The organism is Dellaglioa sp. CoH-57-MRSF-16 (assembly GCF_056782055.1).
Map to the genome: position 1 here is coordinate 1 of NZ_JBXAXZ010000001.1, position 26,775 is coordinate 26,775.

The following is a 26,775-nucleotide window of genomic DNA, read 5'->3' on the forward strand; positions in this document are numbered from 1 at the left end:
TGTTCAGTTTTCAAAGATCTACTTGGTTGCTTTTGACAACTTTTATATCATATCAAGGATTTCGTTAATTGTCAAGAACTTTTTTAATTAATTAACTGGTCACATTTGAATTAGTTGTTTACTACTGAAGCAACGTTTATTACTTTACCAAGAATAATCACCTTCGTCAAGCCTTTATTTAAATTAAATCTAAATCAATGAATGTAAACGTGTACATCGTGTTTTATTATTACTTTTACTGCTGAAATAAAAGTAAAAAAAGAGTATTGTCACATAGCGACAATACTCTCATATAATATTATTCATCAAAAATAATCCTATAAAATAATTTAAAAATATTTATTGATTATCATCTGGTCTCATAGTTGGAAATAATAACACATCTCTGATAGATTGTGCATCAGTCATTAACATAACCAACCTATCTATTCCAATTCCTAAACCACCTGTTGGTGGCATACCATATTCGAGTGCTTCAATGAAATCTTCATCGATTCCTTCCGCTTCATCGTTACCATCTTCACGTTCTTCAACTTGGGACTCAAATCGCTCTCTTTGATCAATGGGGTCATTTAACTCAGTAAATGCATTAGCATATTCTGTACCTAAAATATACATTTCAAAACGATCCGTAAATCTTGGATCATCTTCATTTTTCTTTGCTAAAGGCGAAATTTCTAAAGGATGTCCATAAACAAAAGTAGGATCAACAATTGTATCTTCAACAAATTTTTCGAAAAATTCATTAATGATATGGCCAACTTTCCAATATGTTTCATATTTAACATGATGTTCATCTGCCAATTTTTGTGCTTCTTCAACTGACATTTCTTTCCAAAAATCCACTCCAGTTACGGACTTAATAGCATCTACCATATGAACTCTTGCAAATTTTTTATTAAAATCTACTTTTTTTCCATCATATTCAATAATTCCGTCATTTGAAATTACATCTGCGACTGCTTTAAAAATGCCTTCAGTTTCATCCATTACATCATGGAAGTCATAGTATGCAACGTACGTTTCAAGCATTGTAAACTCAGGATTATGTTTTGTATCAATTCCTTCATTACGGAACACTCGACCAATTTCGTATACTTTTTCCATTCCACCAACGATAAGTCGTTTTAAATGTAATTCTAGTGCAATTCTCAAGTATAGTTCAATATCTAACGCATTATGATGTGTTGTAAATGGTTTAGCTGATGCTCCACCTGCTTGGTTATGCAGTACTGGCGTTTCAACCTCAATATATCCATTACCATCTAAATAACGTCTTACAGCTGAAATAATTTGACTACGTTTCATAAATCGATCAAAGCTTTCACGATTTGTGATTAAATCAAGATATCTTTGTCTATAGATTTGTTCTACATTTTGCAAACCATGAAATTTATCTGGTAATGGTCGTAATGCTTTTGATAGGAAAGTAACTTCTGTTGGGCGAATCGTTAATTCACCCATATCTGTTTTCATAACATCACCTGTTATACCAACAAAATCACCAATATCTGAACGTTTAAAGATATGATATGTATCTTCACCTACAACATCTTTACGGACATATAATTGTAAACGTCCATCTTTATCCTGAATATCAGCGAAACTCACTTTACCTTTACCACGTTTAGACATTAATCTACCTGCGATAGTAGCTTGGATATCCATACCATCAAGTTCTTCTTTAGTTAATGCATCATACTTATCATGTAATGCTTTAGTCATGTCTTTACGTTCAAAGCGGTGTCCAAATGGATCGACCCCTGCTTCGCGAAGTTCAACAACTTTTTCACGACGTACCTTTAATTGATCATTCATACTTTGTTCTTGCTTTACCATATTATATCCCTCACTTAATTACATATTTCACTTACTATCATGCCAATTAACCCAATAAAATGCAACTAATTCTATGCTTCTTTTTGCATTAATTTGAATTCACGTTCTTTTGTATCTTCTAAAAATTTATCAAATATCGTTATCATAGTAGCTTCTGAATTTGCTTCATTCAATGCTGCTTTAGCACGAGCTGAACGCGAAATACCTTTTAAGTAGTATGCTGCTTGACTTCTGAATTCTTTAGGTCCAATAACCTCACCCTTTATCTGGCAAAGTGCGTGCAAGTGTTCTTTAGCAACTAAAATTTTATCAGATGCTGAAGGTTCAGCAATGAGTTCACCTGTTTCAAGGTACGTTGCTGTCTGCCTAATCATCCACGGATTTCCTAATGCAGCACGGCCTATCATAACAGCGTCGGCACCGACTTCATCTAACATCTTCTTTGCATCTTGTGGCGTTTTAATATCACCATTACCCATAAAAGGAATTGTTTTTAAATTACTTTTAACTTCATGTAAAATATTCCAATCTGCTTTACCATTATACAACTGGAAACGTGTTCTTCCGTGCATTGCAAGTGCAGCTGCACCACCTTGTTCAGCAGCTAAGGCATTTTCAACTGCTAAAATATGATCTTCGTCCCAGCCTGTTCTCATTTTAACTGTTACCGGAATTGACAGCTCATTAGTAACCGCATCAACCATTTCGTATACTTTATCTGGATCAAGCAACCAACGTGCGCCTGCGTCTGTTTTTGTTACTTTAGGTACAGGGCAACCCATATTAATATCGACTATGTCGGCTGACGTGTGTTCTTCAACAAACTTAGCAGCAGCAACCAATGTTTCCTTATCTCCGCCAAAAATTTGAACGCTAACTGGATGTTCTCTTGGATCTACAAACAACATGCTCAACGTTTTTTTATTTCTAAATTGGATTCCTTTATCAGAAATCATTTCACAAACTACTAATCCAGCACCAAAATCCTTACAAATCATTCTGAATGCCGCATTTGTTACACCTGCCATAGGTGCAACAACTACTTGATTAGGAATTAATATATCGCCAATTTTCCATTCCATTCTATTCACCTCATCGTTTTTTACACTTACTATTGTTTAGTATCATAACACAAATCATATATTGATAAAATTTATTTAGCTGAACCCTCTAATAATTTCATTAATTCATTTTCAGAATATTGATATCGATTTCCACAAAAACGACAAACAGCTTCGGCACCATGATCCAATTCGATCATTTCAGTGATATCGCTTTTTGGCAAACTAGCTAATGAACCGTAAAATTTATCTTTTGAACAATCACATTCGAACGCAACTGGCATTGTATCCAAGATATTAACATTTTCTTTACCAAACATCAGATATATAATATCTTCTGGCGTTTTACCATCTCTTAGCAATTCTGAAATCATAGGCATTTCTGCTAATTTTTTTTCTAAATTATCGATAACTTCATCAGTTGCGCCAGGCATTACTTGAATCATAAACCCACCGGCCACTTCGATTGTATTGTCCGTGTTCACAAATACAGATAATCCAACTGATGATGGAATCTGCTCTGATTTAGCTAAATAGTAAGTAAAGTCTTCGCCAAGTTCACCTGAAACCAATGGGACTTGTCCCGTAAACGGTTCCTTCATACCCATATCTTTTGTTACTGCCATTGATCCAGTTGTTCCAACGGCACCTTTAACATCAATTTTATTTTTTTCATTTAATGGTAAATGAACGTGGGGTTCACTCAGATATCCTTTAACTGTTCCATCAGCGTTACCATCAATTACGATAGCACCAACTGGCCCATCACCATTAATTTTAACGGTCATTTTTTCATCGGCTGACAATGTAGATGTACTTAGTAATAATGTTCCTATTAGGCTCCGCCCAAGTGCAGCTGATGCTGCGCTCCATGTGTCATGTCTCCTTTGTGCTTCAGCAACCGTATTTGTCGCAGTAACAGCATATACTCTTAATTTACCGTCAAAGGCCAAACTTTTTACAAGATAATCTTTCATTCGTTTTCTCCTTAAATAATTCATTTTAGACCAACAAGAACTCCGATAGATAATCCATCGGAGTTCTTAAGTAACGATTATTTATCGTCTTTATTCACTTTGGGGTAAAAAACAACCGTTTTAGATAAATCAACTTCATCTGTTTCTTCAGCTATTTTTTTTGCATCTTTACGTTCTAATTCTTTTTTTGTTGCTTCAAAAGAACCATCTTTTTCACTCGGAAATTCATTTGCATCGTCTTTTTCTGGCATTTTGCCATCTTCGAACAAGCTTAAAATTTCTTTTTCATCAAGTGTTTCAAATTCTAATAACTTATCAGCAATCAATTTATGCTGTTCTCTATGTGCTTCAATAATTTCTTTAGCAAGTTTCATACCTTCTTCAGATAGACGACGAACCTCAGAATCAATAATGTCAGCCGTATTGCTTGAGTAAGCAGCACTTGGTTGACCTGAACCACCAGCGAACATTTGGCTATTGCCTTCTAATTGAACAGGTCCGAGTTTTTCACTCATTCCATATTCAGTAACCATTGAGCGAGCCATTTGTGTTGCTTGTTGGAAATCGTTTGATGCGCCTGAAGATTGTTCATTGTAAACAATTTCTTCAGCTGCACGTCCACCCATTAATCCAGCAATTTGTTCACTCATATCTTTTTTAGACAATAACATTTGATCTTCTTTTGGTAACATGATTGCGTAACCGCCAGCACGACCTCGAGGGACAATTGTTACTTTGTGAACAACTCTAGCATCATTTAGGACTAATCCAACAATTGTATGTCCGGCTTCATGGAATGCAACTGTTTGACGTTCTTTTTCATTAATCGTACGATCACGTTTTGCTGGTCCCGCAATAACACGATCCTCAGCTTCATCCATATCGCTTGCATCAATTTTTGATTTATTACGACGAGCAGCTAATAATGCAGCTTCATTTAAAAGATTTTCTAAATCAGCACCAACAAATCCAGGTGTCTGCTTAGCAATAACTTTTAAATCAACATCAGATGCTAACGGTTTGTTTTTTGCATGAACATTAAGAATAGCCTCACGACCCTTAACATCTGGGCGACCTACTAAAACTTTACGATCAAAACGACCAGGACGTAAAAGTGCTGGATCCAGAACATCCGAACGGTTAGTAGCTGCAATTACAATCACACCTTCTGTACCCGTAAATCCATCCATTTCAACAAGTAATTGGTTCAATGTTTGTTCACGTTCATCATTACCGCCACCTGTACCAGAGCCACGACGACGTCCGACAGCATCAATTTCATCAATAAAGATAATTGATGGTGCAGTTTTCTTAGCATTTTCGAACAAATCACGTACACGACTTGCCCCAACACCGACAAACATTTCTACGAAATCAGAACCGGAAATTGAATAAAATGGTACTTCAGCTTCACCAGCTACTGCTTTTGCGAGTAAAGTTTTACCAGTACCAGGAGGTCCCTCTAGGAGAACACCTGATGGGATTCGAGCGCCTAAATCAGCAAATTTGCGTGGTGATTTTAAGAATTCAACAACTTCAACAAGTTCTTGCTTTTCTTCTTCTGCACCGGCAACATCAGCAAAACGAACTTTATTATCTTTTTTCTCGGAAGGTTTTGTTTTTGATTTACCAAAGTTCATCACCTTACCGCCACCACCGCCACCTTGTCCTGCTTGTCCCATCATAAGATAGAAAAAGCCGACCATTAATACAAGTGGAATAACCGTAATTGCTAATTGCAACCAGATACTATCTGATTGTTCTTCTTTTGTATCCATTTTTGTCTTTGTTGCTTCAGATGATTTCAAAATTTGTGCCATATTTGAATCATTTTGAATAACTGTTGACGTAAAGTTTTTAACTTTTGTTGTTTTCTTTGAAGCTGGAATTAATGAGAACCCAGTATCCTTGCTCTTTTCTGTTTGAGCTTTCTTATAAGTCCCTGTTATTTTGTAGACACCACCTGATGGTTGAATATCAAATGATTTCACTTGGTTTGATTGTAATTTTGAGACAAATTCACTTGATTGAATTTCTTGTGTTTCCGTTTTGCTGTTTCCATCAAAAAAGAAGTACATTACACCCATTATCCCAAGCATGATAACTATGTAAAATAAACTATTTTTAAAAAGTCCATTTTTAGGATTGTTTTTCATATCTACTCTCCTGCCCGTTTTTCTTTATTTTTATTTCAACTATCGTTTGAATAGGATACACTATATCACAATTGACATTCTTTGACCATTATTTTACTCTGTATAAATTTCAGGTTTCAAGACGCCAATATATGGTAAGTTCCTATATTTTTCAGCATAATCTAATCCATAACCAACTACAAATTCATTTGGAACTTCAAATCCTGCATAATCAACGTTAACAGTCACTTTACGACCTTCTGGTTTGTCCAACAACGAACAAACCTTAACAGATTTTACATTTCTATTGTTAAACAGATCGATTAAGTAAGCTAAAGTTTGTCCTGTATCCACGATATCTTCAACAATAATCACATCTCTGCCTTTAACATCAATATCTAAATCTTTGATAATCTTAATCTCACCAGTTGATACGGTACCATCCCCATAGCTCGAAACATTCATAAAATCAACTTCTGCATAATCTGCAACATTTTTAGCAATGTCAGCCATAAAAAGATAGGCGCCCTTTAATATACAAACAAGCAATGGATTTTTGCCTTGATAATCAGCGGTAATCTGTTTTCCTAATCGCCGAGTAACATCTTGAATTTCTTGCTCACTGTAAAGAACTTTTTTGATATCTTCATCCATACACTTTAGCCTCTTCCCTGACCTTGTTTTTTTAAAACGATTATGTCTTGTATTTTATCAGTTTCAACGGTGTCTGACAATTGAGATTTTTTATAATTTATTAACCAAATGATTCGCTTAGTATTAGTTTCTAATACCCAAGCCTGATTACGGTCATTACTACTTATTTTTTGATCAATAAATATTTTTTTTATTTTTTGTTTTGCACTATTTCCTATGTCGATATAATCGCCTGGCAACCGATGTCTCAAGCTAAGCCCCTCTTCAACAATAGAGTGATCAACCATCATATAATCTTTTATAGTTACTTCATCTAGATTAATCTCTTCAGCTTTAAATACGCCAATTTTTTCATTATTATTTAAATTAACCCATGAATTCATACCGAGTATTATTTTTTCAGAAGTACTTTCAATTATTTTCTCTTTTTGAATGAAATCCATGTACTCATATTTTTTAACAAATAATTGATCATCACCTAAATTAAGTTCACCCTGTGGTTTTTTTTCATTCAGCAGTAACTGGCTAATTTGCTGTATTTGGTCTTCTTTTAAGAAAACACCATGTTCTTCAGCGATTTTTTTCAATATCGGCTTTTGCCACCTTGTTTCCAACGTGGTCCACATTTTTATTTTAAATCCTGAAGCATATTTGATTTCTTTTATTTTTTCACTAATTGCTTCATCTGCTAAATCTAATAGGTTCGTTAACTGATCTGCATAACTTTGTGCATGCTTAATTACTTGTTTATTATTTTCAAGCATTTTCGGTATAATTTCTTTTCTAACTCGATTTCTAAAAAAATCACTTAATTGATTCGTTTCATCTTCAAAAAAAACAATGTTTTCATGCTTTGCGTACTGCCGAATAGCCTGTTTTGTGAACAAAAGTAACGGTCTAACTAACATCCCTGGTCCAAATGATCTAGTTTGACTGATACCCGTTAACTGTCTGATATCTCCGCCACGAATTCCTTTCATAACAAGTGTTTCGAGCTGGTCATCTGCTTGATGCGCTGTCATTAACGTTGCATAAGTTTCTGATACCATTATTTGCTCAAAAAAATCATATCTCATTTTGCGCGCTGCATTTTCAATACCATTTAATCCATGTTCATGTACTGGCCAAACTTTTTTATATAATTTAAATTGATGATCTAGACAATACTTTTCGATGAACTCAGTTTCAATACGGCTCTGCTCTCTTAATTGATGGTCAATGTAGGCAACGCCTATCTCAGGCCGGATTTCATCTGGTAATCGTTGCAACAAATCCATGAGGACCATTGAATCAACACCTGTTGAAACAGCAACCAGAATTTTTTCAGGACTACCAAGTAGCCGATATTGAGCCTCAAATCTTGTATTCAGCAAAACTTTTCTCCTTTTTTCATTAAAAAAAGAGTGGTTTAAAATTTTCATTTCAACCACTCATCTTTAAAATTCGTTATTAATTACGTCGGCCACCACGGCCACCGCGCTTACCTTCAGTACTTCTCTTTAATGAAACTAACCGATCTTCACTATCTTTCAAAAAGCCTGACAACAATGAATCGAAGTCATCTTTTTGAGGTTCAACTTTTTTAGTCTGATAGCGATTCTTACCACCATTTGATGGACGAGAACCAGTCGATGCGCGAGTATCTTTATTAAATGTTTTCTGTGGACGAGATTTTGTTTCTGTTACTTGAGGCTTATCAACAGCTTTTCGTATTGATAAACTTATCTTACCATCGTCGCCAATGGATAAAACTTTAACTGTGACTTCATCCCCAACAGTTAGTGCATCATGAATATCTTTGATGAATCCATCAGAAACTTCACTAATATGTACTAATCCTGTTTTTCTGTCACCCAAATCAATAAATGCACCGAAATTTGTAATTCCTGAAACTTTACCTGAAACTTTCTCTCCGACTTCAATAGACATAAAAAAGTTGTTCCTCCTTAGATATATATACCATACTAGTATACCACGCTATAAACCTTGATACAAAGTTAAATCACGGGTAATTCTATCCCTGATTGATTAGTTTTTTAAATTTGCTTTATCACTAGGAAAACTATAGACAGTTTCACCTTTTTTAGAGAAATAATATTTTTCACGAATTAATTTTAATAAATAATCGTTATCATTTAATTGTTTAATTTGAAATTTAAGATCTTTTTGATTTGCTTTAGCTTTTTTTAATTTCGTTTGTTCAACTGCTGTTTCTTGCTTATAATGTGCAACCTTAAGCTTGGTTGAAATTAACTGTACGCTAAAGAAAATGATTATAATTATTAAAACAGCTCCTAATCCAATCATACGGCGGCGGTGAATAGTTACCAATCGTTGATCTTTTTTTCTTTCTGTTTTATTAGCTTTCATAAAATCATTATCTAAAAATTTAATTTTCGATTTATTATCGGCCATCTTGTCTCCTAACCCAATAAAGGACTCCAATTAAAAATCGATAATTATCGACTTTCTTCTGTATAAACTTCAGAAACAACTTCATATAAATCAATTGATTCTGCTTTTTTCGTTGTTTCTTTAAGCGCCATAACTCGAACAGTCAGCGTTTTATTACCAAATTGGATTGTTAACTCATCCCCAACAACAACATCTGTTGAAGATTTTGCCATTTTATCATTAATCATAATTCGACCCTTATCTGCAATTTCTTTTGCAACTGTACGACGTTTAATAATACGTGACACTTTTAAAAATTTATCTAATCTCATTAGTTAATCCCCTTTATTTATCTTATAAATTTTTTTAAAATACGTTTTCCAAATGGAAAGCTTAGCCATTCTCGAATCGAAAATAATTCCCATTTAACTGCTAAACCACCAAATATTCCAGCACCAATAGATCCAGAAACGAGCGCTATAATGCCACTCAACAATCGCTTGTCATTCGTCCAATTAATTAACTGATTATCTAATAAATAAACCACAATTCCCATAATTACACAAATTAAAGTTAATTTCATCATAAATTTGGGATCAATTAGTAACTGTCTAATCTCACTGGGTGACATAACCCACATGGCAATTAATACAAGTAATAAACTTAAGATTGTCGCAATACTTGCTCCAACTGTTCCTAATATAGAAACTAGGTAAAAATTAATACTCATTTTAAGTAACAATCCGATAATCAAAGCAATGACTGACGTACGATACAATCCCAGACTCTGTAGGACGCTGTTGTATGTTCCAATAACTGCTGCTAAGAAAATACTAAACATATAAACCGATAATGTACCATTTTGAAGTTGATCCCCAAATAAAGATTGGTTAACAAGTGGCATAACAGCAATCAGTCCGATGGTTGCCGCCATCGATAACGCCACCGTTATGTGCACTAACATCCCAGCATATCGTTGAAAATCCTTTTTTCGGTTTTCACGACGGGCCGAAGCCAGAGATGGCAATAACATCGAAGAGAACCCAACAGAAATAACTAGTCCAAGTTGTACTAAAGGCTGTGCACGGTCATAGACTCCTTTTAACGATTTTGCAATATTATTTGAATAACCAAAGTGCACTAATCCGTTTTTCACTGTGAATGAATCAACTAATTGTAATAGCACCATCATTGCTGCAAATAGACAGATGATAAGACCCTCCGAAAATAATTTTTTAGAGGTTATCAGTAATCTTTGCCAGTTTGTTTGAAGCCTAGTCTTCCTAAATTCAACCCTGTAAAAGTGAATAAAAGAAACACTTGCGCCAATAGCACCAATAGTTGCCCCAAACATTGCCCATGCTCCCATCGAATATAATGACATATTATTTTCAACCGCAATGTATGCCGCTAAAATAATGAGTCCAACACGTAATAGTTGTTCAACAACTTGGGAGACAGCAGTTTTGTTCATTTCAAAAATACCTTGATAATAACCACGTCCCACTGCTAAAACAGGTAAAAATAAGAACATAAATGAAACACTTTTAATTAAGCCTGCTAACTGTCCATCACCCATAGCTGTCGCAATCCATGAAGCTCCTAATTGTAAGCCAGAAAAGATAACTAAACTAAATATACTTAAAACAATAAATATATCATGAGACAATTTTATTTTATCTTCTTTCGAAGGCTCTTCAGCAATTAACTTACTAATGTAGACGGGAAATCCAGTCAAAGCAAAAGTCATCCCTATCCCATAAATAGGATAAACTTGCTGATAAATATAGAAGCCCGTATCTCCGACTAAATTTTGGAATGGCACTCGGTAAATGGCACTCAAAATCTTGGCAATTAGTGAGGCAATCGATAGAATCATTGCACCACGCATTAAATGTCTAAGTTGCTTATTTCCCATATCATTTCGATTCCTTTTTTATTAGTTAGCTGCAGTCACTGACCCAACGGATTCGCTTAACGCTTGAATAAAGTTTTGTAATTCAATCAACCAGTCAGTCTCAGTCATCTTAGGTTGAATCACTAAAATCACACGCATTTGTTTGCCCTGAGTTTTTAATGACGCTTTTAATTTTGTTGCTGATAATGCCATGAAAATTGCTTCCGTACCCAGCAATGTCGTTCCTTTTTCTGAAACAGAAACAATTAACTGGTCTTTATCTTTTTTAATTTTATCAACTAATGCCTTATCGGCAAATAATTTAAGTAAGCCAATTTCCATTAAGTTATTCACTTCAGTTGGAAATTCGCCGAAACGATCAATTAAATCACCTTGTACTTCCAAATATTGATCATAATTATCAAGCTGTCGAATACGTTTATAAATTTCAATTTTTTGACGCTGATCATCAATGTAAGATGATGGTAAATAAGCTTCAATATTAATGTCAATTTCAGAATCTGATTTAGGCTCAGCTTTTTTACCTTGTTTTTTATTCACAGCTTCTGTCAACATCTGTGTATATAAATCATATCCAACAGAATCAATGAAACCATGTTGTTGTCGGCCCAATAGATTTCCTGCTCCACGAATAGATAAATCTCGCATAGCAATTTTAAATCCAGAACCCAATTCGGTGAAGTCTTTGATTGCTTCTAAGCGTTTTTCGCTCACTTCAGTCAAAACCTTATTAGGTTTATACATAAAGTAGGCATACGCAATTCGACTACTACGACCAACACGACCACGTAACTGGTAAAGTTGCGCCAATCCCATGTGGTCAGCATTTTCGACAAATAATGTATTAGCATTAGAAATATCTACGCCCGTTTCAATAATTGTCGTTGTTACCAACACATCATAGACACCTTGAATGAAATCATACAAGACATTTTCTAATTGATTTTCAGTCATTTGACCATGGATATACGCGACACTAGCTTCAGGAACCATAATCTCAATTTCTGAAACTACTTTTTCAATATCTTCAACTCGATTATGCAAATAAAAAACTTGTCCACCACGTTGAAGTTCACGTTGTATTCCATCTCGAATAGTTCCACCATTTTGTTCCATTACATAAGTTTGAATTGGGTAACGGTTCAATGGTGCCGTTTCAATTACTGATAAATCGCGAACCCCAAGCATCGACATATTAAGTGTCCTTGGGATTGGCGTTGCCGTTAACGTTAAGACGTCCACTTGTGACTTAAACTCTTTGAGTCGTTCTTTATGTTTCACACCAAACCGTTGCTCTTCATCAACAATTAACAATCCTAAATCAGCAAATTGAATATCTTTCGATAAAATTCGATGTGTCCCAACGACAATATCTAATGCACCACTAGCCATTTTATCAGTTGTTTCTTTAAGTTGTTTCTTTGTTCTAAAACGAGATAAAATCCCAATTTCAACTGGAAATCCTTCGAATCGATTAATCATTGTTTCGTAATGTTGTTGCGCTAACACCGTTGTAGGCACTAATAAAGCAACCTGTTTATTATCTTGAATGGCTTTAAAAGCGGCACGTAACGCGACTTCTGTTTTCCCAAAACCTACATCACCAATCAATAAACGATCCATTGGTTTCTTTTGTTCCATATCGTGCTTAATTTCATTTGAACTTCTAATTTGATCTTCAGTTTCAGAGTATGGAAATGCATTTTCAAATTCCATCTGATAATCGTTGTCCTTTGAAAATTGAAATCCAACTTCTGCTTCACGTTCAGCATACAATGCAACTAAATCATCAGCAATATCTTCAATTTTAGCAGCAACTTTATTTTTCGTTTTGGTCCATTCAGTACCACCCAATTTGTTAATTCTAGGTGACTTAGATTCAGAAGAAACATACTTTTGAACCATGTTTAATTGGGTTACTGGAATAAATAATTTAGCTTCATCCCGATAAGAAATTGTCATATAATCTTGATGTTTACCATCGACTTCTAATGTTTCCATTCCAATAAACTGTCCAATACCATGATTAACATGGACCACATAGTCTCCTGGTTTCAAATCTTGATAACTTTTAAGGCGTTCTGCATTCGCTAATGTTTGGCGTTTTGGACGTTTTTTAGTGACTTTGTTAAACATTTCATGTTCTGTCACAACAACTAAGTTTGCCATTGGCAATTCAAATCCAGCTTGTAAGTTACCTTCTACTACCTGAACTTTTCCTAACTGTAGGCTATCCAAAGTCGTCATGATAGAAGGAATCTCAAAATCATCCAAGGTTTGTGAGACTTTATCAAGTCGCTCTTTATCTTGAACCATAACAATAATAGTCTGTTTCTTTTTTAACCAACGATCCATTTCTGTTTTAAGTAATGGCATTTGGCTAAAAAATTGTTGCATGGCATGTCCTGGTACATCAATCAATTGATTAAATTTGAGGTGACCCATTCCTTTTTGAAAATGAGCCAGAAATAATTCAGCATGCGATTCATTTTTCAATAAATCTCGTAATTCAAATCCAAAAACACTTGTAGACAAAACTTGATGTGTTTTTAACTTATCTGCCATCCAGTTATCTTCATCTAGTTTAAGCGTCTTTTCAGCTTCTAATAATCTCGGATAATCGTCCATTACAATTAAACCATTGCTACCCAAGTAATCTAACAGACTTGTTTTACCTTGATAAATAATATCGCTAAATAATAAATGTTCCGGAGCTAAGCGTCCTTTTTCAAAATCACTCATAAGCGGCATAATATTTGATTCTAATCGCTCTTGATCATCATTATCTAATCGCTTATATTCAACACCATACGCTTTTTTTAATGTTTGACTAGCTTCCAATAGCATAGCGTCAGTCGCAATAAAATCTGTCGCGGGTATAATTTGAATCTGGTCCACATTCTCTAAGCTTCGTTGATTAGTCACATCAAAATAACGTAATGAATCTATTTCCGTATCAAATAAATCTAGTCTAATTGGGTTTTCTACGGTCAATGGGTAAATATCCAAGATAGAACCACGTACAGCAAAATCCCCAGGACGTTCAACCAACTTTTGACGTTGATAGCCCATCGTAAAGAGTTGAGTTTCCGTGGCTTTCAAATCAATATCTTTTCCAACAGCTAAGTTTAATGTTGCTTGTTTCCACGTTGAAACAGGTGCTAGAAAACGTCGTAACCCCGAGATTGATGTTACAACAATCTTTGGTGTTCCTTCTAATAGAGCCTGAAGCGTTTGGACACGTTCACTTTTAGATTCTGGTGAACTTGTTGCCAGTTCTGCAGCTAATAATTCTTCAACTGGGAATGTAAGCACATCTTCTTCATTAATAAAGTTAGTTAAATCTTCATTTAATTGTGTTGCATGAAATAAATTATCTGTCACAACCAACATAGATTTTTTTTTATCTTTAAAAATAGTAGCTAACATCAATGTTTTAGCTGAACCCGTTAGTCCAGTTAACAATTGTCTTGTATTAGGTTCAATATTTGTTAGCCAGTTATCTACACCAGGAACAGTCTGCATCATTGCTTCTAAATTCATTATTCTACCCTTTACCCTTTTCTAAACAGCTTTTTCTTATTTATGGTTATACTTGTTCATCGTATTCATAAAATCATCTGTTTCCAACCAATCCTCAATTGCTAAAGTTGCTGTATTGATTGCATCACCTAAGTCTTTTTCTTGGTTTTTAGAAAATTTCGTTAATACCCAATCTACGACAGAAACTTTGTCTGGATGGTCAATACCAATTTTAATACGTTTAAATTCCTGTGTTCCTGTATGTGCGATAATGCTTTTCAAACCATTATGTCCGCCTGCTGATCCTTTTTGACGTAATCGAATCCGACCAACTTCTAAATCAAGATCATCGTTCACAATAAGGATGTCTGAAACATCAATTTTATAGAAATCCATCAACGGTCTAACAGCTCGACCTGAATCATTCATATAAGTAGATGGTTTAACTAAGACAATTTTTTCACCATTTAAATTAAACGATGCCACTTGCGCTTCATACTTGCTAGATCCAAAATCGGCATTATGTTGTTTTGCAAATACATCTACTGTAGCGAATCCGACATTGTGTCTTGTTCCATCATACTTTTGCCCAATATTTCCTAAACCGACTATCATTTTCATTTTAATTTCTCCTTTAAATAAACGCAAACATCTGGGCAAGTTTATTCAACTTACCCAGCATTTCGACCCTATTCTTTTCTTTCAACTATTATACCATACTCGATTTATGAAAATTTTGTGAAAGAACTCTCTCATCTAGTATGTTTTTTCACAAACAAACATGTTATAATTATTCAGTAATAATTATAGCTCTGAAAGGATGAATTATTTTGACAAAAACAGAAAATCATCAAAAAGTTATCTTAGTCGGCGATGGCGCCGTAGGTTCTAGTTACGCATTCGCAATGACACTCCAAGGTGTCGGCGAAGAATTCGGTATCATCGATGTTGCGAAAGATCGCACTGTCGGAGATGCTTTAGATTTAGAAGATGCAACACCATTCGCATTTCCTAAACGTATCTACTCAGCAGAATACTCTGACTGTGAAGATGCAGATCTTGTCGTTATCACTGCTGGTGCTCCACAAAAACCAGGTGAAACACGCCTTGACCTTGTAAACAAAAACTTAAACATCTTGAAAAGTATCGTATCTCCAATCGTTGAATCTGGATTTAAAGGTATTTTCTTAGTTGCTGCTAACCCAGTTGATATTTTAACTTACGCAACAATGAAATTCTCTGGTTTCCCTAAAGATCGTGTTATTGGTTCAGGTACTTCACTTGATACTTCACGTTTACGTGTTGCTTTAAGCAAATTAACTGACATTACAGATCCTCGTTCAATCCATGCTTACATGATGGGCGAACATGGCGATACAGAATTTGCTGCTTACTCAGCTGCAACTGTTGGTGGTCTTCCATTCTTAGATTGGGCAAAAGCTAACAACATTTCTGATGACCAACTTGCTAAAATTGAAGATGACGTTCGTAACAAAGCTTACGAAATTATCAACAAAAAAGGCGCAACATTCTACGGTATTGGTACAGCATTAGCTCGTCTTTCAAAAGCAATTTTGCGTGACGAAAATGCCGTATTACCTGTTAGTGCATACATGGACGGACAATATGGTTTGAACGATATTTATATCGGTACACCAGGTGTTGTTAATGGCCAAGGTCTTGCACAAATCATCGAAGTACCTTTAAGTGATGTTGAATCTAAACGTATGACTGATTCAGCTGCTACTTTGAAACAAGTATTAAATGATGGTCTTAAAGCATTAGGTGAATAATTTTTAATTATTTTCCAAAAAAGGAACGGAAGACATTCTTCCGTTCCTTTTTTAATACAATTTTAATAGTCAAATTACTGTTAAAAAGCTTTTTTTATGGTATTATAAAAATGTAAATGAGAAAAATTTAATATTTGGAGGCGCCTATATGTTATTAAATACTTTAGTTAAACCATTAAAAGAACTAACAACCGTCCGTGAAAGTGTCACACTTGAAGAAGCACTTACGGTCCTAGAAAATTCTGGATTCCGTTGTGTGCCAATCTTAGATGAAACGGGTCAAATTTTCCGTGGTAATATTTATAAAATGCATATTTATCGTCATAAATCACAGGGTGGCGATATGTCACTTCCTGTTACTTATCTTCTTAAAAATGCGACTAAGTTTATTTCATCTGATTCAGCTTTCTTCAACGTTTTCTTTTCAATTAAAGACTTACCTTATATTGCTGTTTTAAATGAAAACAACTATTTTGAGGGTATTTTAACACATACACGTCTTCTAGATATGTTGTCTCAATCATGGAATTTTGATGTTGGTAGTTATGTCTTAACTGTTATTTCAGCTGGCGAACGTGGTGATTTAGTTGATATGGCTAAAATCATTACAAAATATTCATCAATTGCTAGTTGTATGACTTTAGATGTTAAAGAAGGCGAATTATTACGCCGAACATTATTCACATTACCAGCTGGTGTAAACCAAGAAAAAGTTGATAAAATTGTTGATAACTTAGGACGTAAAGAATTTATTGTTTCTGAAATTGAAGATTTACGTAGTTAGACAAAAAAACAGACCCTTTCGGGTCTGTTTTTTTAATGCATTCTTTTATCAAAGTGAATAGCACGATCTAAAACGAGCATTATTGGTGCTGTAATTGTCATTATTACAAATTCAGATAATGCTGTTGTACCGTAAGTAGGCCAGAACGGTAAGCTCGCTGTAATGTTCAACATAATAGCGATTAAAAACATGGTAAATGAGAAAACCATAATATTTAAAAGCATTTTTTGCCACATTTTCTTAAACTTAGGACTAACAAAAATCACAATTAAAAGACCCATGATTGTTTGTACGCCCCCAAAAAGAACATCTAACGGACTGCTGTAAAAGAGATTAAATAAGATAACCCCTAATGAAACACCCCAGATATATTTCTTATTGAAAAGTACTAAGTGATTCAATCCTTCTGATAGTCGAAATTGAATAGCACCACTAGCCATGTTCACCATTCCTGGAACAACTGCCAATACGATATAAAGTGCAGCGATTAAACCATTAATGATTACCTGGTTTACACGATTATTTTTTGTCATTATTAATAGACTCCCTTAGTTTTTTAGCGTGGGATGGTTACGAACCACGTTTTTTTATGTCTTTTTACTGTTTATTTTTCTTTATGTATTGCTGAAACAAGTCCAACACTCATTCTAAGCGCATCATCAACCTCAAGCATACTTTTTTTCGATACATGCGTGATACGATCTTTTAGACGTTGCTTATCAATTGTGCGAATTTGCTCCATTAGTATAACTGAATCTTTTTCAATACCATCTCTACTTGCTAAAAGTCCAACATGTGTTGGCATTTTAGGCTTCTGGATGCGCGCCGTAATGGCGGCAACGATGACTGTCGGACTATAACGATTCCCAATATTGTTTTGGATAATGAGAACAGGTCTCATACCGCCTTGTTCAGAACCAATAACGGGCGATAAATCTGCATAGAATATATCACCACGTATGATACTTTCAACCATCTTATCCCAACTCTCTACATAATTTGAAGGTGCAATAACACTTCATCTTCAGATCCTTTAAAATCATTACAGATTTCACTATTCAATTGTCCCATTTCTGAGTAGCCATCAATTAACTCATCCATCATTTTTTTATGACTTAAAATAGAGTTAAATATTTCGCTATCCTTCAACGCTTCATTGGTAATCGAATAATATGCACAGTAATCGGCTATATGACTCATTGCTACTTTCTCATTTTTATCCATCTGCACTTCCCCCATAGAATTACACTCTACAGATAGTTTACCATAGCAAACTAAGCAAATAAATACTAATTTAGGTAGACATGTGGTACTCGTCCTGAAAGTGCACAGATTATTTCATAATGAATTGTTTCAGCGTACGTTGCAACATCCTGTGCTGTAATCATTTCATCGCCATCTTGGCCTATTAGAGTTACTTTTGTATCATTTGGCATTTCATGTGGCAATCTAATCATTAATTGATCCATGCAAACTCGACCAATTATTTCGCAAAATTGACCGTCGACTAATAGTTTAAAGCCTTGCATCTTTCGGGGCATACCATCTGCATACCCAATTGGTACTGTACCAACCCATTCATTTTCTTGAGCTTGATATGTAATACCGTAACCAACTGAATCACCTGCATGGATTTCTTTCACATAACTTAATTCAGATGTTAATCCAAATGCTGGTTTTAACGCATAAGGTAGTTCTAATTCACCACCAGATGGATTTAAACCATACATTGAAATGCCCATCCGAATCATATTACCGTTGCAAGCAGAGTGCCATAAGCTCGTTGCAGAATTAGAAACGTGTACATAACGAGGTCTATCAGAAACTACTGACATCAATTCATTAAATTTTGACATTTGTTTTTTAAAATACGAATCATTAGGAGAGTCTGCTGTCGCAAAGTGAGTAAAAACCCCTTCAAAGTTTAATGTATTTTGATGACTTCCAAGGAAATTAATTGCCTCTAAAAACGGTTCTGCTTCTCTAAAACCAATACGACCCATTCCTGTATCCAATGCTAAATGAACGGCCAAAGGCGCTAATTTTTCTTCACTCAGTAACTTATTAGCTTCTTGTAACCAGCCAAGTTCTGAAACAGTTACAGATATTTTGCTTTTTGCCAGTAACGGTGCATATTCAACTTTCGTTAATCCCAGAATCAAGATAGTTTCAACAAACCCGGCTTCTCGTAACGCTAATGCCTCATCAATTATTGCCACACAAAAACCTTTTACACCAGCATCTTTTGCAACTTTAGCTACTTCAATCAATCCATGACCATACGCATCAGCTTTAACAACAGCAAAAATAACCGTCTCATCTGTTAATGTCTTTTTTTCAGCTGTGATATTTGCCTTAATAGCTGCCCTATCTACCACGATTTGGGTTGGACGATGATAACCTACAACCATTTTTACATCCCCTTTTCTTGATTTTCTAAAATAACTTCAGTCATAACTAAATTGTTCGTATGAGAAATTGAAATAAAGCCATTACCCTCAAAAGGGTGCTGCGTAATTATCGGTTTACCAATTTCATTATTTAATATTTCAACATCTAAAAAGCCAACTTTATCCCCTATTCCCGTTCCAAAAGCCTTACTGTATGCCTCTTTGGCGGAAAATCTTCCAGCAATAAATTCGTCTTTATGACTACCTTTTAATTCATCAAATTGTTTAATTTCATTTGTTGTGAGAATCTTTGTTATAAATTCTTCATGTTGTTTTGCCAACTTTACTACTCGATCAATATCGGCAATATCAACACCAATTCCATAAATCATATTATCACCTATTTCTTTTCATTGATATCCTTGTTAAGTTTATCAAATTTATTCATTTTCTGCACTAAAATCGTTTATATTTTACCTATCAATATTGTAAGAATAGCAATTTTAAACAAAAAAAGAGACCTAAATTAATAGGTCTCTTTTCAATATTCAAATTAATCTTTTGTTCTGATTGTGAAGTTACGTTTTGGTGCGCTACTTCCGTTTGAACGGTTGTCATTTGAACGATTATCGCTTGAGCGGTTACCTTTGTAACCTCCGCCACCATTACCATTGCTACGGCGATCGCTACTTCCGTTACGACGATCTGAACTTCCACCGTTACTACGGTTTCCGCCACCATTACGGTTGCCTTGGTAACCACCACCGTTGCCACCACGACGATTTCCACCGCCATTGCCGCTACGACGGTTGTTTCCGCCACCACCGCCACCCCCCTTACGTCTAGGTAATGGGCGTTCTGGTGTAATCTTAACAGGTACTTGTGATGAATCATTTTTAATAACATCACTAAGTAATGCTGCAACTAAATCAGCAACTTCAAACTTAGCCATTAATTCAGTAGCTTGTTTTGCATATTTTTTAGTATCAGTTTTGTTAACTAAGGCAGTAACGTCAGCGATTGCTGTTTCAATTTGACCAGCAAATGCTTCATCATCTGTAGGTGGTGTTAAAGCCACCATACGTTTCTTAGTTAATTTTTCGATTTGACGTAAGTAATCCATTTCATTTGGTGAAACAAATGTCAATGAAGTTCCTTTATGTCCGGCACGGCCTGTACGGCCAATACGATGGACATAACTTTCAGGATCTTGAGGAATATCATAGTTAAAGACATGGGTAACCCCAGAAATATCTAAACCACGAGCAGCAACATCAGTTGCAACTAAAATATCAAGTTTACCTGATTTAAATTCACGTAAAATACTCATACGACGTTGTTGTGATAAATCACCATGGATTCCTTTAGCGTTGTATCCGCGCATTTCAAATCCTTTAGCTAATTCGTCAACACGACGTTTTGTACGACCAAACACGATTGTTTGTGTTGGGTTTTGAGCATCATACATACGTGTCATGATATCAAATTTTTCGAAATCTTTTGAGATTACGTAGAATTGATCAACTAAGTCAGTTGTTAATTCTTTTGCCTTAACAGTTACCAAAGTTGGATCTGTCATAAATCTTTCACCAATACGGCGAATAGCAGTTGGCATTGTTGCAGAGAATAACAATGTTTGACGTTCGTCAGGAACAGTTGTTAAGATGCTTTCGATATCTTCAACGAATCCCATATCTAACATTTCATCAGCTTCATCTAAAACCAAAGTTTTAACATTACCTAATTTAACGGTGCGACGACGAATATGATCTAATAAACGTCCTGGTGTTCCAACTAAAATTTGAGGTGCGCGATTAAGACTCTTGATTTGACGACGAATATCAGACCCACCATAAACAACTTGAACTTTAGCATGTTTTTCTTTACCTAAACGGTAAAGTTCTTCTTGCGTTTGAATAGCAAGTTCACGTGTTGGTGAGATGATAAGTGCTTGAACTTCATCTTTTGTTGTATCAATTGTATCTAAGATTGGTAAACCAAATGCAGCAGTTTTACCAGTACCTGTTTGTGCTTGTCCAATAACATCTTTTCCTTCTAAAGCCATTGGAATTGTTTCAGATTGGATAGGTGTTGCTTCTTCAAAACCGCTGCGTTGAACGGCCTTTAGTAGTTCATCGGATAGTCCTAATTCTGTAAATTTCAAGTATAAATTCCTCCTAATGTGTTTGCAAACTAACATGCTTCACAACACAGTTAAGAGTTCGTCGTCAATTACTGTCTTGTAAAGTTAAATTAATTTAAGTCTGACCCTTCATGAGTCACTATTTAAACTATAATAGCACCTTAAATAATATTAAGCAACTCTCTAATTACTTTGTAAAGCCGATAAAACGGTTTCTAAATGAACGCCATGGCTTCCTTTAATCAAAATAGAATCTTTTTCAGTACGTATTTTTAATAAATCTTCAACCATAGCTTCTTTTTCATCTAAATCATAATAATGAAGATGTTGATCATCATACTTTGATTTTAATGCTGTTGCTAAAGATTTTATTTGTTCTCCGTAAAGATAAACGCTTTGAATTTTTTCATTATCAAAACTATCAGCCAAGCTGAGATGCATATCGCTAGATTGCTCACCTAATTCAAGCATATCACCCAAAACAACCATTCGATTACCTTCAACATCGCTGTTTGAGAATGCTTTGATAACAGCTTTTGCAGCTGTCGGATTTGAATTATAGACATCACTTAAAATTGACTCGCCCAAATGACCTCTAAGCCACTCTGTCCGATTCTTCGTTAAATCAAAATCACTAAGCGCCTTTACAATATTTTTAGGTGACACACGATAATGACGACCAACTGAGATAGCAGCCATCGCATTATCTACGTTATATGTGCCAATCATTGGAATTGTAAAATTAAAATCAGCCATTTCTCTCACTTTAAAGCTAGTCATTGTTTGATTGCCGACAACATTTGAAACACTCAAGTCAGCACTTTCACCATGACCGAAGCCAAATGATTGCTGTTCAATATTGGAAACACGTTCTCTTAATAACGGTTCATCTGCATTATAAACCAACAAGCCGTCTTCTTTCAGCCCATTCACAATTTCCATTTTTGCATCCGCAATTTTATCTCGCGTACCAAAAAATTCGATATGTGCTTCGCCAATCATCGTAATAACAGCGACATCAGGTTGTGCAATTCGACTTAAAAAGTCTAACTCACCAGGATGATCCATCCCCATTTCGACAACAACAACTTCCGTATTAGGTTCTATACTTAATAAAGTCATCGGTACGCCTAAATGATTATTGAAATTCGCTTCCGTTTTACAAACATTATATTGCTGACTTAAAATTTCTGTAATCATATCTTTAGTTGTCGTTTTACCGTTACTACCAGTAACTGCGACAACTTTAGGATTAATTTTATCCAAGTAATGTTTTGCTAAATCTTGGTAAGCCATTAATGTGTCATCTACTAAGATAGCTGGGATTTTCGTTGGCATTGTATCTTGATGGTCAACTGCCCATAAAGTCGCTGTTGCACCATTATCAATCGCACTTTGGATATAATCATGACCGTCATTTTCTGCCACAATAGGTACAAATAAACTGCCTTCCGTTAGTTGTCGACTATCAAATGAAACACTCGATATATTAATTGGTTCATCAGTAATTTCGTTCTTGGCGCTAACTGCGCTCGCAATTTCAGTTAATTGCATTTTCATTATATAAACCCTCGCATTCATATGACCATTAAATCTATTGTTTACTATTATTTGCCTGATTTTTTTTCAATGCTAATTGTAATAATTCTTCAATTAAATCACTGTAACTCAGCCCAACGGCTTCCCACAATCTTGGATACATTGCATTTTTATAAAATCCTGGCATTGTTGTAATCTCATTTAAATAAATATCTTGGTTAGCGCTAATTAAAAAATCACACCTAGCAAGCCCTGATCCATCAATAACCGCAAAAGCTGTTTTAGAAAAACCAACTATCTTATCCAATAATTCCTCATCGAGTTCAACTGGAATTCTGGCTTCGTGATCTTCCTTCATTGCAAGTTTACGATCATAGACGTCATCAAACGACAAAATTTCTCCTGGTACACTTGTTGCGATTTCTTCGTTACCTAATAATCCAATTTCAATTTCACGTGCTACAATGCCTCGTTCTACAATCACTCGAGGACCAAGTTCAAAAGCATTATCAATTGCATATTGTAATTCAACACTATTATTCACCTGTGTAACACCGATTCCTGAACCCAAATTAGATGGTTTCACATACATTGGATAAAGTAATTCGCCCTCACATCTGGCAATCACACTTGCAGTGTTATTTTCCCAAGACTGTGAGTCAATCGCTTGGAATGGTACAACCGGAATTCCGGCTTGTTTAAAGAGTAATTTACTCATTATTTTATCATTACCGACAGCCGATGCTAGTACACTGTTACCAACATAGGGGATATTCAACGTTTCAAGTAGTCCTTGGACAGTTCCATCTTCACCATTTGGGCCATGTAAGACAGGAAAAACCACACTATCTTCAGGGTCAAATCCATTTGGCAAAAATTTTATTCCAGTTGAATTTTCATGATTATTCGTTGCTTGTCCTTTTTCATCTGTTTCTCTAAGTCTTAAATTATCAACAAATTTAACTGGTTCGTTAAGCGTCTGACCTTGCAGCCAATTCCCCGTTTTCGTAATATAAACTGGAATTACCGAATAGTATTGGTAATATATCGCTTGTGTTATTTGAAAAGCAGTTGAAAGTGAGATCTCATGTTCTGCACTTTTACCACCATAGAGTAAATAAACTCGCATTCGTATTGCCCTCCATTTTTTGCACGTCCTATTGTACCATTCTTTTTAAATTCAACAAAAATAAAAAAAGATAACATAATAATACGTTATCTTTTTAGAATATAATACTGTCTTCAAAAGCAGATTTGTTAGAAACTTCGATAAACCATTCTTGATCTACAAATCGATACTCCAAATTAGCAACTAACTTGGCACTTTCTGTCTCCAATGTTGGCTCATGCCACTTCATCTGAGAAACGTTATCTATCATAATATAGACAGGTAATATTAACTTCGTATTATTAATTGTGATCCTTGAAAAATCTAATATTACACCTTCAACAAATAATGGCATTAATTCTTCAACAATTTTTTTAGGTATCTTTTTCAACGTCATAGGACGTCGTCTAAACAGACCATTTTTTTCACGATACGATTGATTCGCATGTCTAATAATTGATTTAGAAAAAACATTATAAAATTGCGTTAAATAACGATAGTAGATTTTTAATGCATCATTTGGTAACGTTAAAAAAACGTAGTCATTCTGCAATTTATAGTAAAAAGGTGATTGAATATGAGAAAATGCATGTCCCAAATATAAGAATTCTGCTACTTCTCTTGGTGTTATTAATTCTAAATCATCTTGACTATCGAAATCAATCCAACTTTGCTTTAACCCAACAGTCTTTTTATTCAAATAACGTGCAGTATCTTCTTCCCCGGTTACCGTGTTAAATCCTGTTGCGATGTCAATTTCATTTTCATAATCCACTGGGTTTAACGATAAAATATTAGTTGGTAATCTGGGAATGCTTGTTATGAAATCTTCTTTGGAAATCCCATATGATAAAATCAAATGAGAAACCGTTTCAACATGAACGTAGACTAAATTGTCTCTCACCACTATCATCCCCATTTTATAAAATAGTTTACATTGCTTCTAATCTTTCAATTCTATCTTCCATCGGTGGATGTGTTTGAAATAATCCAGTTGTTTTTTTCTTCAATGGATTTGAAATATAAAGTGCCGCACTACTTGGATCGGCACGTTCCATTGGTTTACTATCAGAAATTTTTTCCAACGCATGGATTAGTCCTTGCGGATTACGCGTTAATTCAACAGCAGAAGCATCAGCCAAATATTCTCTGTTTCGAGAAAGTGCAAGCTGAGCAATTGTTGCTGCAATTGGTCCTAAAATAACCAATAATAATGATAAAATCATCAAAATAATTTCTAATGATCCGCCACCTTCTCGATCATCACTTCGACGGCGACCTCCGCCCCACCAAAATGAGTTCATTCCAATATTTACTAATAATGAAATTGCTGCCGATAATGCTAATGCAATTGTTGATAATCGAATATCGTAGTTGCGTACATGCGAAATTTCATGCGCCATAACGCCTTCTAATTCTTCACGATTTAATCGATTGATTAAGCCACTTGTTGCAGCAACTGCCGCGTGTTCTGGATTATTTCCCGTTGCAAACGCATTAGGACTATCATCTTCAATAATAAACACTTTTGGCATTGGAACTTGGCCCACAATCGCCATATCTTCAACAACATGCCATAATTCAGGTGCATCATCGACTGATTTTATTTCAGTTGCATGATTCATACTCATGACAACGCTAGTTGATTGTGAAATCATCAATCCCATATAAACAACTGCAATGACAACAGCCATAAGTAGTCCAGAAACAGCACTATTGAAAAAAACATAGCCAACGGCACTACCAATCGCAACCATCAATAAAACAAAACCAATTAAAACATAAACTGTTTTGCGCTTATTTCGCGCGATTTGATCATATAGCATTAGTTATCTCCTAACTGTTTAATCAAATGAAACGTTGGGTACAGCTTTTTCAGCTTCAGGGACTTCAAGATATTCTACTTTTGTAAAATGATGAATTCCGGCAACAATGTTACTTGGAAATGATTGAATTTTTGCATTTAAACTTGCAGCAGTTGAGTTAAATAGTTGACGTGAATAAGAAATTTTATTTTCTGTATTTGATAGTTCTTCCATTAACTTAGTGAATTCTGTGTTAGCTTTTAAATCTGGGTAACTTTCAGATAACGCAAAAATACTTTTCAATGATTGACTCAATTGATTAGAAACTTCCATTGTTGTTTCATGTGCATCCGTTGGTACTTGTGTTAATTGATTACGTAATTCAACTACTTTAGCAAATGTTTCTTTTTCGTGAGTTGCATATCCCTTAACAGTTGAAACTAAGTTAGGAATTAAATCATTACGACGTTTTAATTGGACGTCAATTTGACTCCATGATTCCTCAGTCCGGATTTTTGCTTTTACTAAACCATTGTAGCCGCTAATGTACATAATAACTAAAAGTACTACGATAACTCCGATAATAATCATTGCCATAATTTTCAGTCTCCTCTTTAAATATAAAGTGTCTTATTTTAGTTTCTATTCTTAATTATCATACCAAAGTTAGACCCTTTTAGAAAGCAATTAAGCTAACGGTTACACCAATTTAT

The 26,775-nt window shown here is 34.9% G+C and carries 25 protein-coding genes and 1 riboswitch; of the genes, 2 read left to right on the forward strand and 23 right to left on the reverse strand.

Annotated features, from left to right (window positions below; translation table 11 throughout):
• Positions 1-339: 339 nt before the first annotated feature.
• The 12 genes from lysS to pth all read right to left on the reverse strand — a co-directional run bounded on the left by lysS (position 340) and on the right by pth (position 15,121).
• Entirely contained in the window at positions 340-1,839 is a 1,500-nt protein-coding gene (gene lysS, locus AC1RPH_RS00005) for a lysine--tRNA ligase (RefSeq protein ID WP_481760847.1), read from the reverse strand.
• Positions 1,840-1,910: 71 nt separating this feature from the next.
• A complete protein-coding gene (dusB, locus tag AC1RPH_RS00010) occupies positions 1,911-2,921 on the reverse strand; it encodes a tRNA dihydrouridine synthase DusB (RefSeq protein WP_481760848.1) in 1,011 nt (336 codons plus the stop codon).
• A gap of 71 nt (positions 2,922-2,992) precedes the next feature.
• The gene (hslO, locus tag AC1RPH_RS00015; protein ID WP_481760849.1) at positions 2,993-3,877 is read right to left on the reverse strand and encodes an Hsp33 family molecular chaperone HslO; all 885 of its coding nucleotides are present in this window, start codon (positions 3,875-3,877) and stop codon (positions 2,993-2,995) included.
• 77 nt (positions 3,878-3,954) lie between these two features.
• A complete protein-coding gene (ftsH, locus tag AC1RPH_RS00020; protein ID WP_409021575.1) occupies positions 3,955-6,033 on the reverse strand; it encodes an ATP-dependent zinc metalloprotease FtsH in 2,079 nt (692 codons plus the stop codon).
• A 93-nt stretch (positions 6,034-6,126) separates the two neighbouring features.
• The gene (hpt, locus tag AC1RPH_RS00025; protein ID WP_409021576.1) at positions 6,127-6,666 is read right to left on the reverse strand and encodes a hypoxanthine phosphoribosyltransferase; all 540 of its coding nucleotides are present in this window, start codon (positions 6,664-6,666) and stop codon (positions 6,127-6,129) included.
• A gap of 5 nt (positions 6,667-6,671) precedes the next feature.
• Positions 6,672-8,039, reverse strand: a complete 1,368-nt coding sequence (gene tilS, locus AC1RPH_RS00030) for a tRNA lysidine(34) synthetase TilS (protein ID WP_481760850.1) — start codon at positions 8,037-8,039, stop codon at positions 6,672-6,674.
• Between the two features lie 76 nt (positions 8,040-8,115).
• Positions 8,116-8,595, reverse strand: a complete 480-nt coding sequence (locus AC1RPH_RS00035; RefSeq protein ID WP_481760851.1) for a S1 domain-containing RNA-binding protein — start codon at positions 8,593-8,595, stop codon at positions 8,116-8,118.
• A gap of 99 nt (positions 8,596-8,694) precedes the next feature.
• Positions 8,695-9,081 carry an FtsB family cell division protein gene (locus AC1RPH_RS00040; protein ID WP_481760852.1) on the reverse strand — a complete coding sequence of 129 codons (387 nt, stop codon included), beginning with the start codon at positions 9,079-9,081 and terminating at the stop codon, positions 8,695-8,697.
• Positions 9,082-9,125: 44 nt separating this feature from the next.
• Positions 9,126-9,392 carry an RNA-binding S4 domain-containing protein gene (locus tag AC1RPH_RS00045; protein ID WP_481760853.1) on the reverse strand — a complete coding sequence of 89 codons (267 nt, stop codon included), beginning with the start codon at positions 9,390-9,392 and terminating at the stop codon, positions 9,126-9,128.
• A gap of 17 nt (positions 9,393-9,409) precedes the next feature.
• The gene (locus AC1RPH_RS00050) at positions 9,410-10,978 is read right to left on the reverse strand and encodes a putative polysaccharide biosynthesis protein (RefSeq protein WP_481760854.1); all 1,569 of its coding nucleotides are present in this window, start codon (positions 10,976-10,978) and stop codon (positions 9,410-9,412) included.
• Positions 10,979-10,999: 21 nt separating this feature from the next.
• The gene (gene mfd, locus AC1RPH_RS00055) at positions 11,000-14,521 is read right to left on the reverse strand and encodes a transcription-repair coupling factor (RefSeq protein ID WP_481760855.1); all 3,522 of its coding nucleotides are present in this window, start codon (positions 14,519-14,521) and stop codon (positions 11,000-11,002) included.
• A 36-nt stretch (positions 14,522-14,557) separates the two neighbouring features.
• A complete protein-coding gene (pth, locus tag AC1RPH_RS00060) occupies positions 14,558-15,121 on the reverse strand; it encodes an aminoacyl-tRNA hydrolase (RefSeq protein WP_409021584.1) in 564 nt (187 codons plus the stop codon).
• 209 nt (positions 15,122-15,330) lie between these two features.
• Here pth and AC1RPH_RS00065 point away from each other — a divergent pair, with 209 nt between their 5' ends.
• Entirely contained in the window at positions 15,331-16,293 is a 963-nt protein-coding gene (locus AC1RPH_RS00065) for an L-lactate dehydrogenase (RefSeq protein ID WP_409021585.1), read from the forward strand.
• A 148-nt stretch (positions 16,294-16,441) separates the two neighbouring features.
• The gene (gene cbpA / locus AC1RPH_RS00070) at positions 16,442-17,077 is read left to right on the forward strand and encodes a cyclic di-AMP binding protein CbpA (RefSeq protein ID WP_409021586.1); all 636 of its coding nucleotides are present in this window, start codon (positions 16,442-16,444) and stop codon (positions 17,075-17,077) included.
• A gap of 32 nt (positions 17,078-17,109) precedes the next feature.
• On the opposite strand, the gene AC1RPH_RS00075 is transcribed toward cbpA, so the two are convergent.
• The 11 genes from AC1RPH_RS00075 to AC1RPH_RS00125 form a co-directional block, all read right to left on the reverse strand.
• Positions 17,110-17,610 carry a QueT transporter family protein gene (locus AC1RPH_RS00075; protein WP_481760856.1) on the reverse strand — a complete coding sequence of 167 codons (501 nt, stop codon included), beginning with the start codon at positions 17,608-17,610 and terminating at the stop codon, positions 17,110-17,112.
• Between the two features lie 9 nt (positions 17,611-17,619).
• Positions 17,620-17,664, reverse strand: a riboswitch (PreQ1 riboswitch).
• Positions 17,665-17,681: 17 nt separating this feature from the next.
• Complete coding sequence (locus AC1RPH_RS00080) at positions 17,682-18,053, reverse strand: type II toxin-antitoxin system PemK/MazF family toxin (protein WP_409021588.1); 372 nt, start codon at positions 18,051-18,053, stop codon at positions 17,682-17,684.
• Between the two features lie 14 nt (positions 18,054-18,067).
• Positions 18,068-18,301, reverse strand: coding sequence for a hypothetical protein (locus AC1RPH_RS00085; RefSeq protein WP_481760857.1), 234 nt, complete (start codon positions 18,299-18,301; stop codon positions 18,068-18,070).
• A gap of 65 nt (positions 18,302-18,366) precedes the next feature.
• Positions 18,367-19,488: an alanine racemase gene (gene alr / locus AC1RPH_RS00090; RefSeq protein ID WP_481760858.1), complete on the reverse strand. Its 1,122-nt coding sequence runs from the start codon at positions 19,486-19,488 to the stop codon at positions 18,367-18,369.
• A 2-nt stretch (positions 19,489-19,490) separates the two neighbouring features.
• Positions 19,491-19,859, reverse strand: a complete 369-nt coding sequence (acpS, locus tag AC1RPH_RS00095) for a holo-ACP synthase (RefSeq protein WP_481760859.1) — start codon at positions 19,857-19,859, stop codon at positions 19,491-19,493.
• 161 nt (positions 19,860-20,020) lie between these two features.
• Positions 20,021-21,631, reverse strand: coding sequence for a degradosome RNA helicase CshA (gene cshA / locus AC1RPH_RS00100; protein ID WP_481760860.1), 1,611 nt, complete (start codon positions 21,629-21,631; stop codon positions 20,021-20,023).
• A 162-nt stretch (positions 21,632-21,793) separates the two neighbouring features.
• Entirely contained in the window at positions 21,794-23,170 is a 1,377-nt protein-coding gene (locus AC1RPH_RS00105) for a UDP-N-acetylmuramoyl-tripeptide--D-alanyl-D-alanine ligase (RefSeq protein WP_481760861.1), read from the reverse strand.
• A 34-nt stretch (positions 23,171-23,204) separates the two neighbouring features.
• On the reverse strand, positions 23,205-24,278 hold the full coding sequence (locus AC1RPH_RS00110; RefSeq protein WP_481760862.1) for a D-alanine--D-alanine ligase family protein: 1,074 nt from the start codon (positions 24,276-24,278) through the stop codon (positions 23,205-23,207).
• 94 nt (positions 24,279-24,372) lie between these two features.
• On the reverse strand, positions 24,373-25,161 hold the full coding sequence (locus AC1RPH_RS00115) for a hypothetical protein (protein ID WP_481760863.1): 789 nt from the start codon (positions 25,159-25,161) through the stop codon (positions 24,373-24,375).
• Between the two features lie 28 nt (positions 25,162-25,189).
• Positions 25,190-26,083: a zinc metalloprotease HtpX gene (gene htpX, locus AC1RPH_RS00120; protein ID WP_409021596.1), complete on the reverse strand. Its 894-nt coding sequence runs from the start codon at positions 26,081-26,083 to the stop codon at positions 25,190-25,192.
• Positions 26,084-26,101: 18 nt separating this feature from the next.
• Positions 26,102-26,659, reverse strand: coding sequence for a LemA family protein (locus tag AC1RPH_RS00125; protein WP_409021597.1), 558 nt, complete (start codon positions 26,657-26,659; stop codon positions 26,102-26,104).
• Positions 26,660-26,775: the final 116 nt, after the last annotated feature.

Bases quoted from the DNA above. Each gene is read 5' to 3' on its own strand.
- AC1RPH_RS00075 (WP_481760856.1), bottom strand. From the start codon at position 17,610: ATGACAAAAAATAATCGTGTAAACCAGGTAATCATTAATGGTTTAATC.
- ftsH (WP_409021575.1), bottom strand. From the start codon at position 6,033: ATGAAAAACAATCCTAAAAATGGACTTTTTAAAAATAGTTTATTTTAC.
- dusB (WP_481760848.1), bottom strand. From the start codon at position 2,921: ATGGAATGGAAAATTGGCGATATATTAATTCCTAATCAAGTAGTTGTT.
- AC1RPH_RS00080 (WP_409021588.1), bottom strand. From the start codon at position 18,053: ATGGTTGAAAGTATCATACGTGGTGATATATTCTATGCAGATTTATCG.
- AC1RPH_RS00050 (WP_481760854.1), bottom strand. From the start codon at position 10,978: ATGGGAAATAAGCAACTTAGACATTTAATGCGTGGTGCAATGATTCTA.
- AC1RPH_RS00040 (WP_481760852.1), bottom strand. From the start codon at position 9,081: ATGGCCGATAATAAATCGAAAATTAAATTTTTAGATAATGATTTTATG.
- AC1RPH_RS00085 (WP_481760857.1), bottom strand. From the start codon at position 18,301: ATGGATAAAAATGAGAAAGTAGCAATGAGTCATATAGCCGATTACTGT.
- hslO (WP_481760849.1), bottom strand. From the start codon at position 3,877: ATGAAAGATTATCTTGTAAAAAGTTTGGCCTTTGACGGTAAATTAAGA.
- AC1RPH_RS00110 (WP_481760862.1), bottom strand. From the start codon at position 24,278: ATGCGAGTTTATTTACTCTATGGTGGTAAAAGTGCAGAACATGAGATC.
- lysS (WP_481760847.1), bottom strand. From the start codon at position 1,839: ATGGTAAAGCAAGAACAAAGTATGAATGATCAATTAAAGGTACGTCGT.
- pth (WP_409021584.1), bottom strand. From the start codon at position 15,121: ATGAAAATGATAGTCGGTTTAGGAAATATTGGGCAAAAGTATGATGGA.
- AC1RPH_RS00045 (WP_481760853.1), bottom strand. From the start codon at position 9,392: ATGAGATTAGATAAATTTTTAAAAGTGTCACGTATTATTAAACGTCGT.
- AC1RPH_RS00105 (WP_481760861.1), bottom strand. From the start codon at position 23,170: ATGAAAATGCAATTAACTGAAATTGCGAGCGCAGTTAGCGCCAAGAAC.
- hpt (WP_409021576.1), bottom strand. From the start codon at position 6,666: ATGGATGAAGATATCAAAAAAGTTCTTTACAGTGAGCAAGAAATTCAA.
- AC1RPH_RS00125 (WP_409021597.1), bottom strand. From the start codon at position 26,659: ATGGCAATGATTATTATCGGAGTTATCGTAGTACTTTTAGTTATTATG.
- mfd (WP_481760855.1), bottom strand. From the start codon at position 14,521: ATGAATTTAGAAGCAATGATGCAGACTGTTCCTGGTGTAGATAACTGG.
- acpS (WP_481760859.1), bottom strand. From the start codon at position 19,859: ATGATTTATGGAATTGGTGTTGATATTGCCGATATTGATCGAGTAGTA.
- AC1RPH_RS00035 (WP_481760851.1), bottom strand. From the start codon at position 8,595: ATGTCTATTGAAGTCGGAGAGAAAGTTTCAGGTAAAGTTTCAGGAATT.
- cbpA (WP_409021586.1), top strand. From the start codon at position 16,442: ATGTTATTAAATACTTTAGTTAAACCATTAAAAGAACTAACAACCGTC.
- alr (WP_481760858.1), bottom strand. From the start codon at position 19,488: ATGGTTGTAGGTTATCATCGTCCAACCCAAATCGTGGTAGATAGGGCA.
- htpX (WP_409021596.1), bottom strand. From the start codon at position 26,083: ATGCTATATGATCAAATCGCGCGAAATAAGCGCAAAACAGTTTATGTT.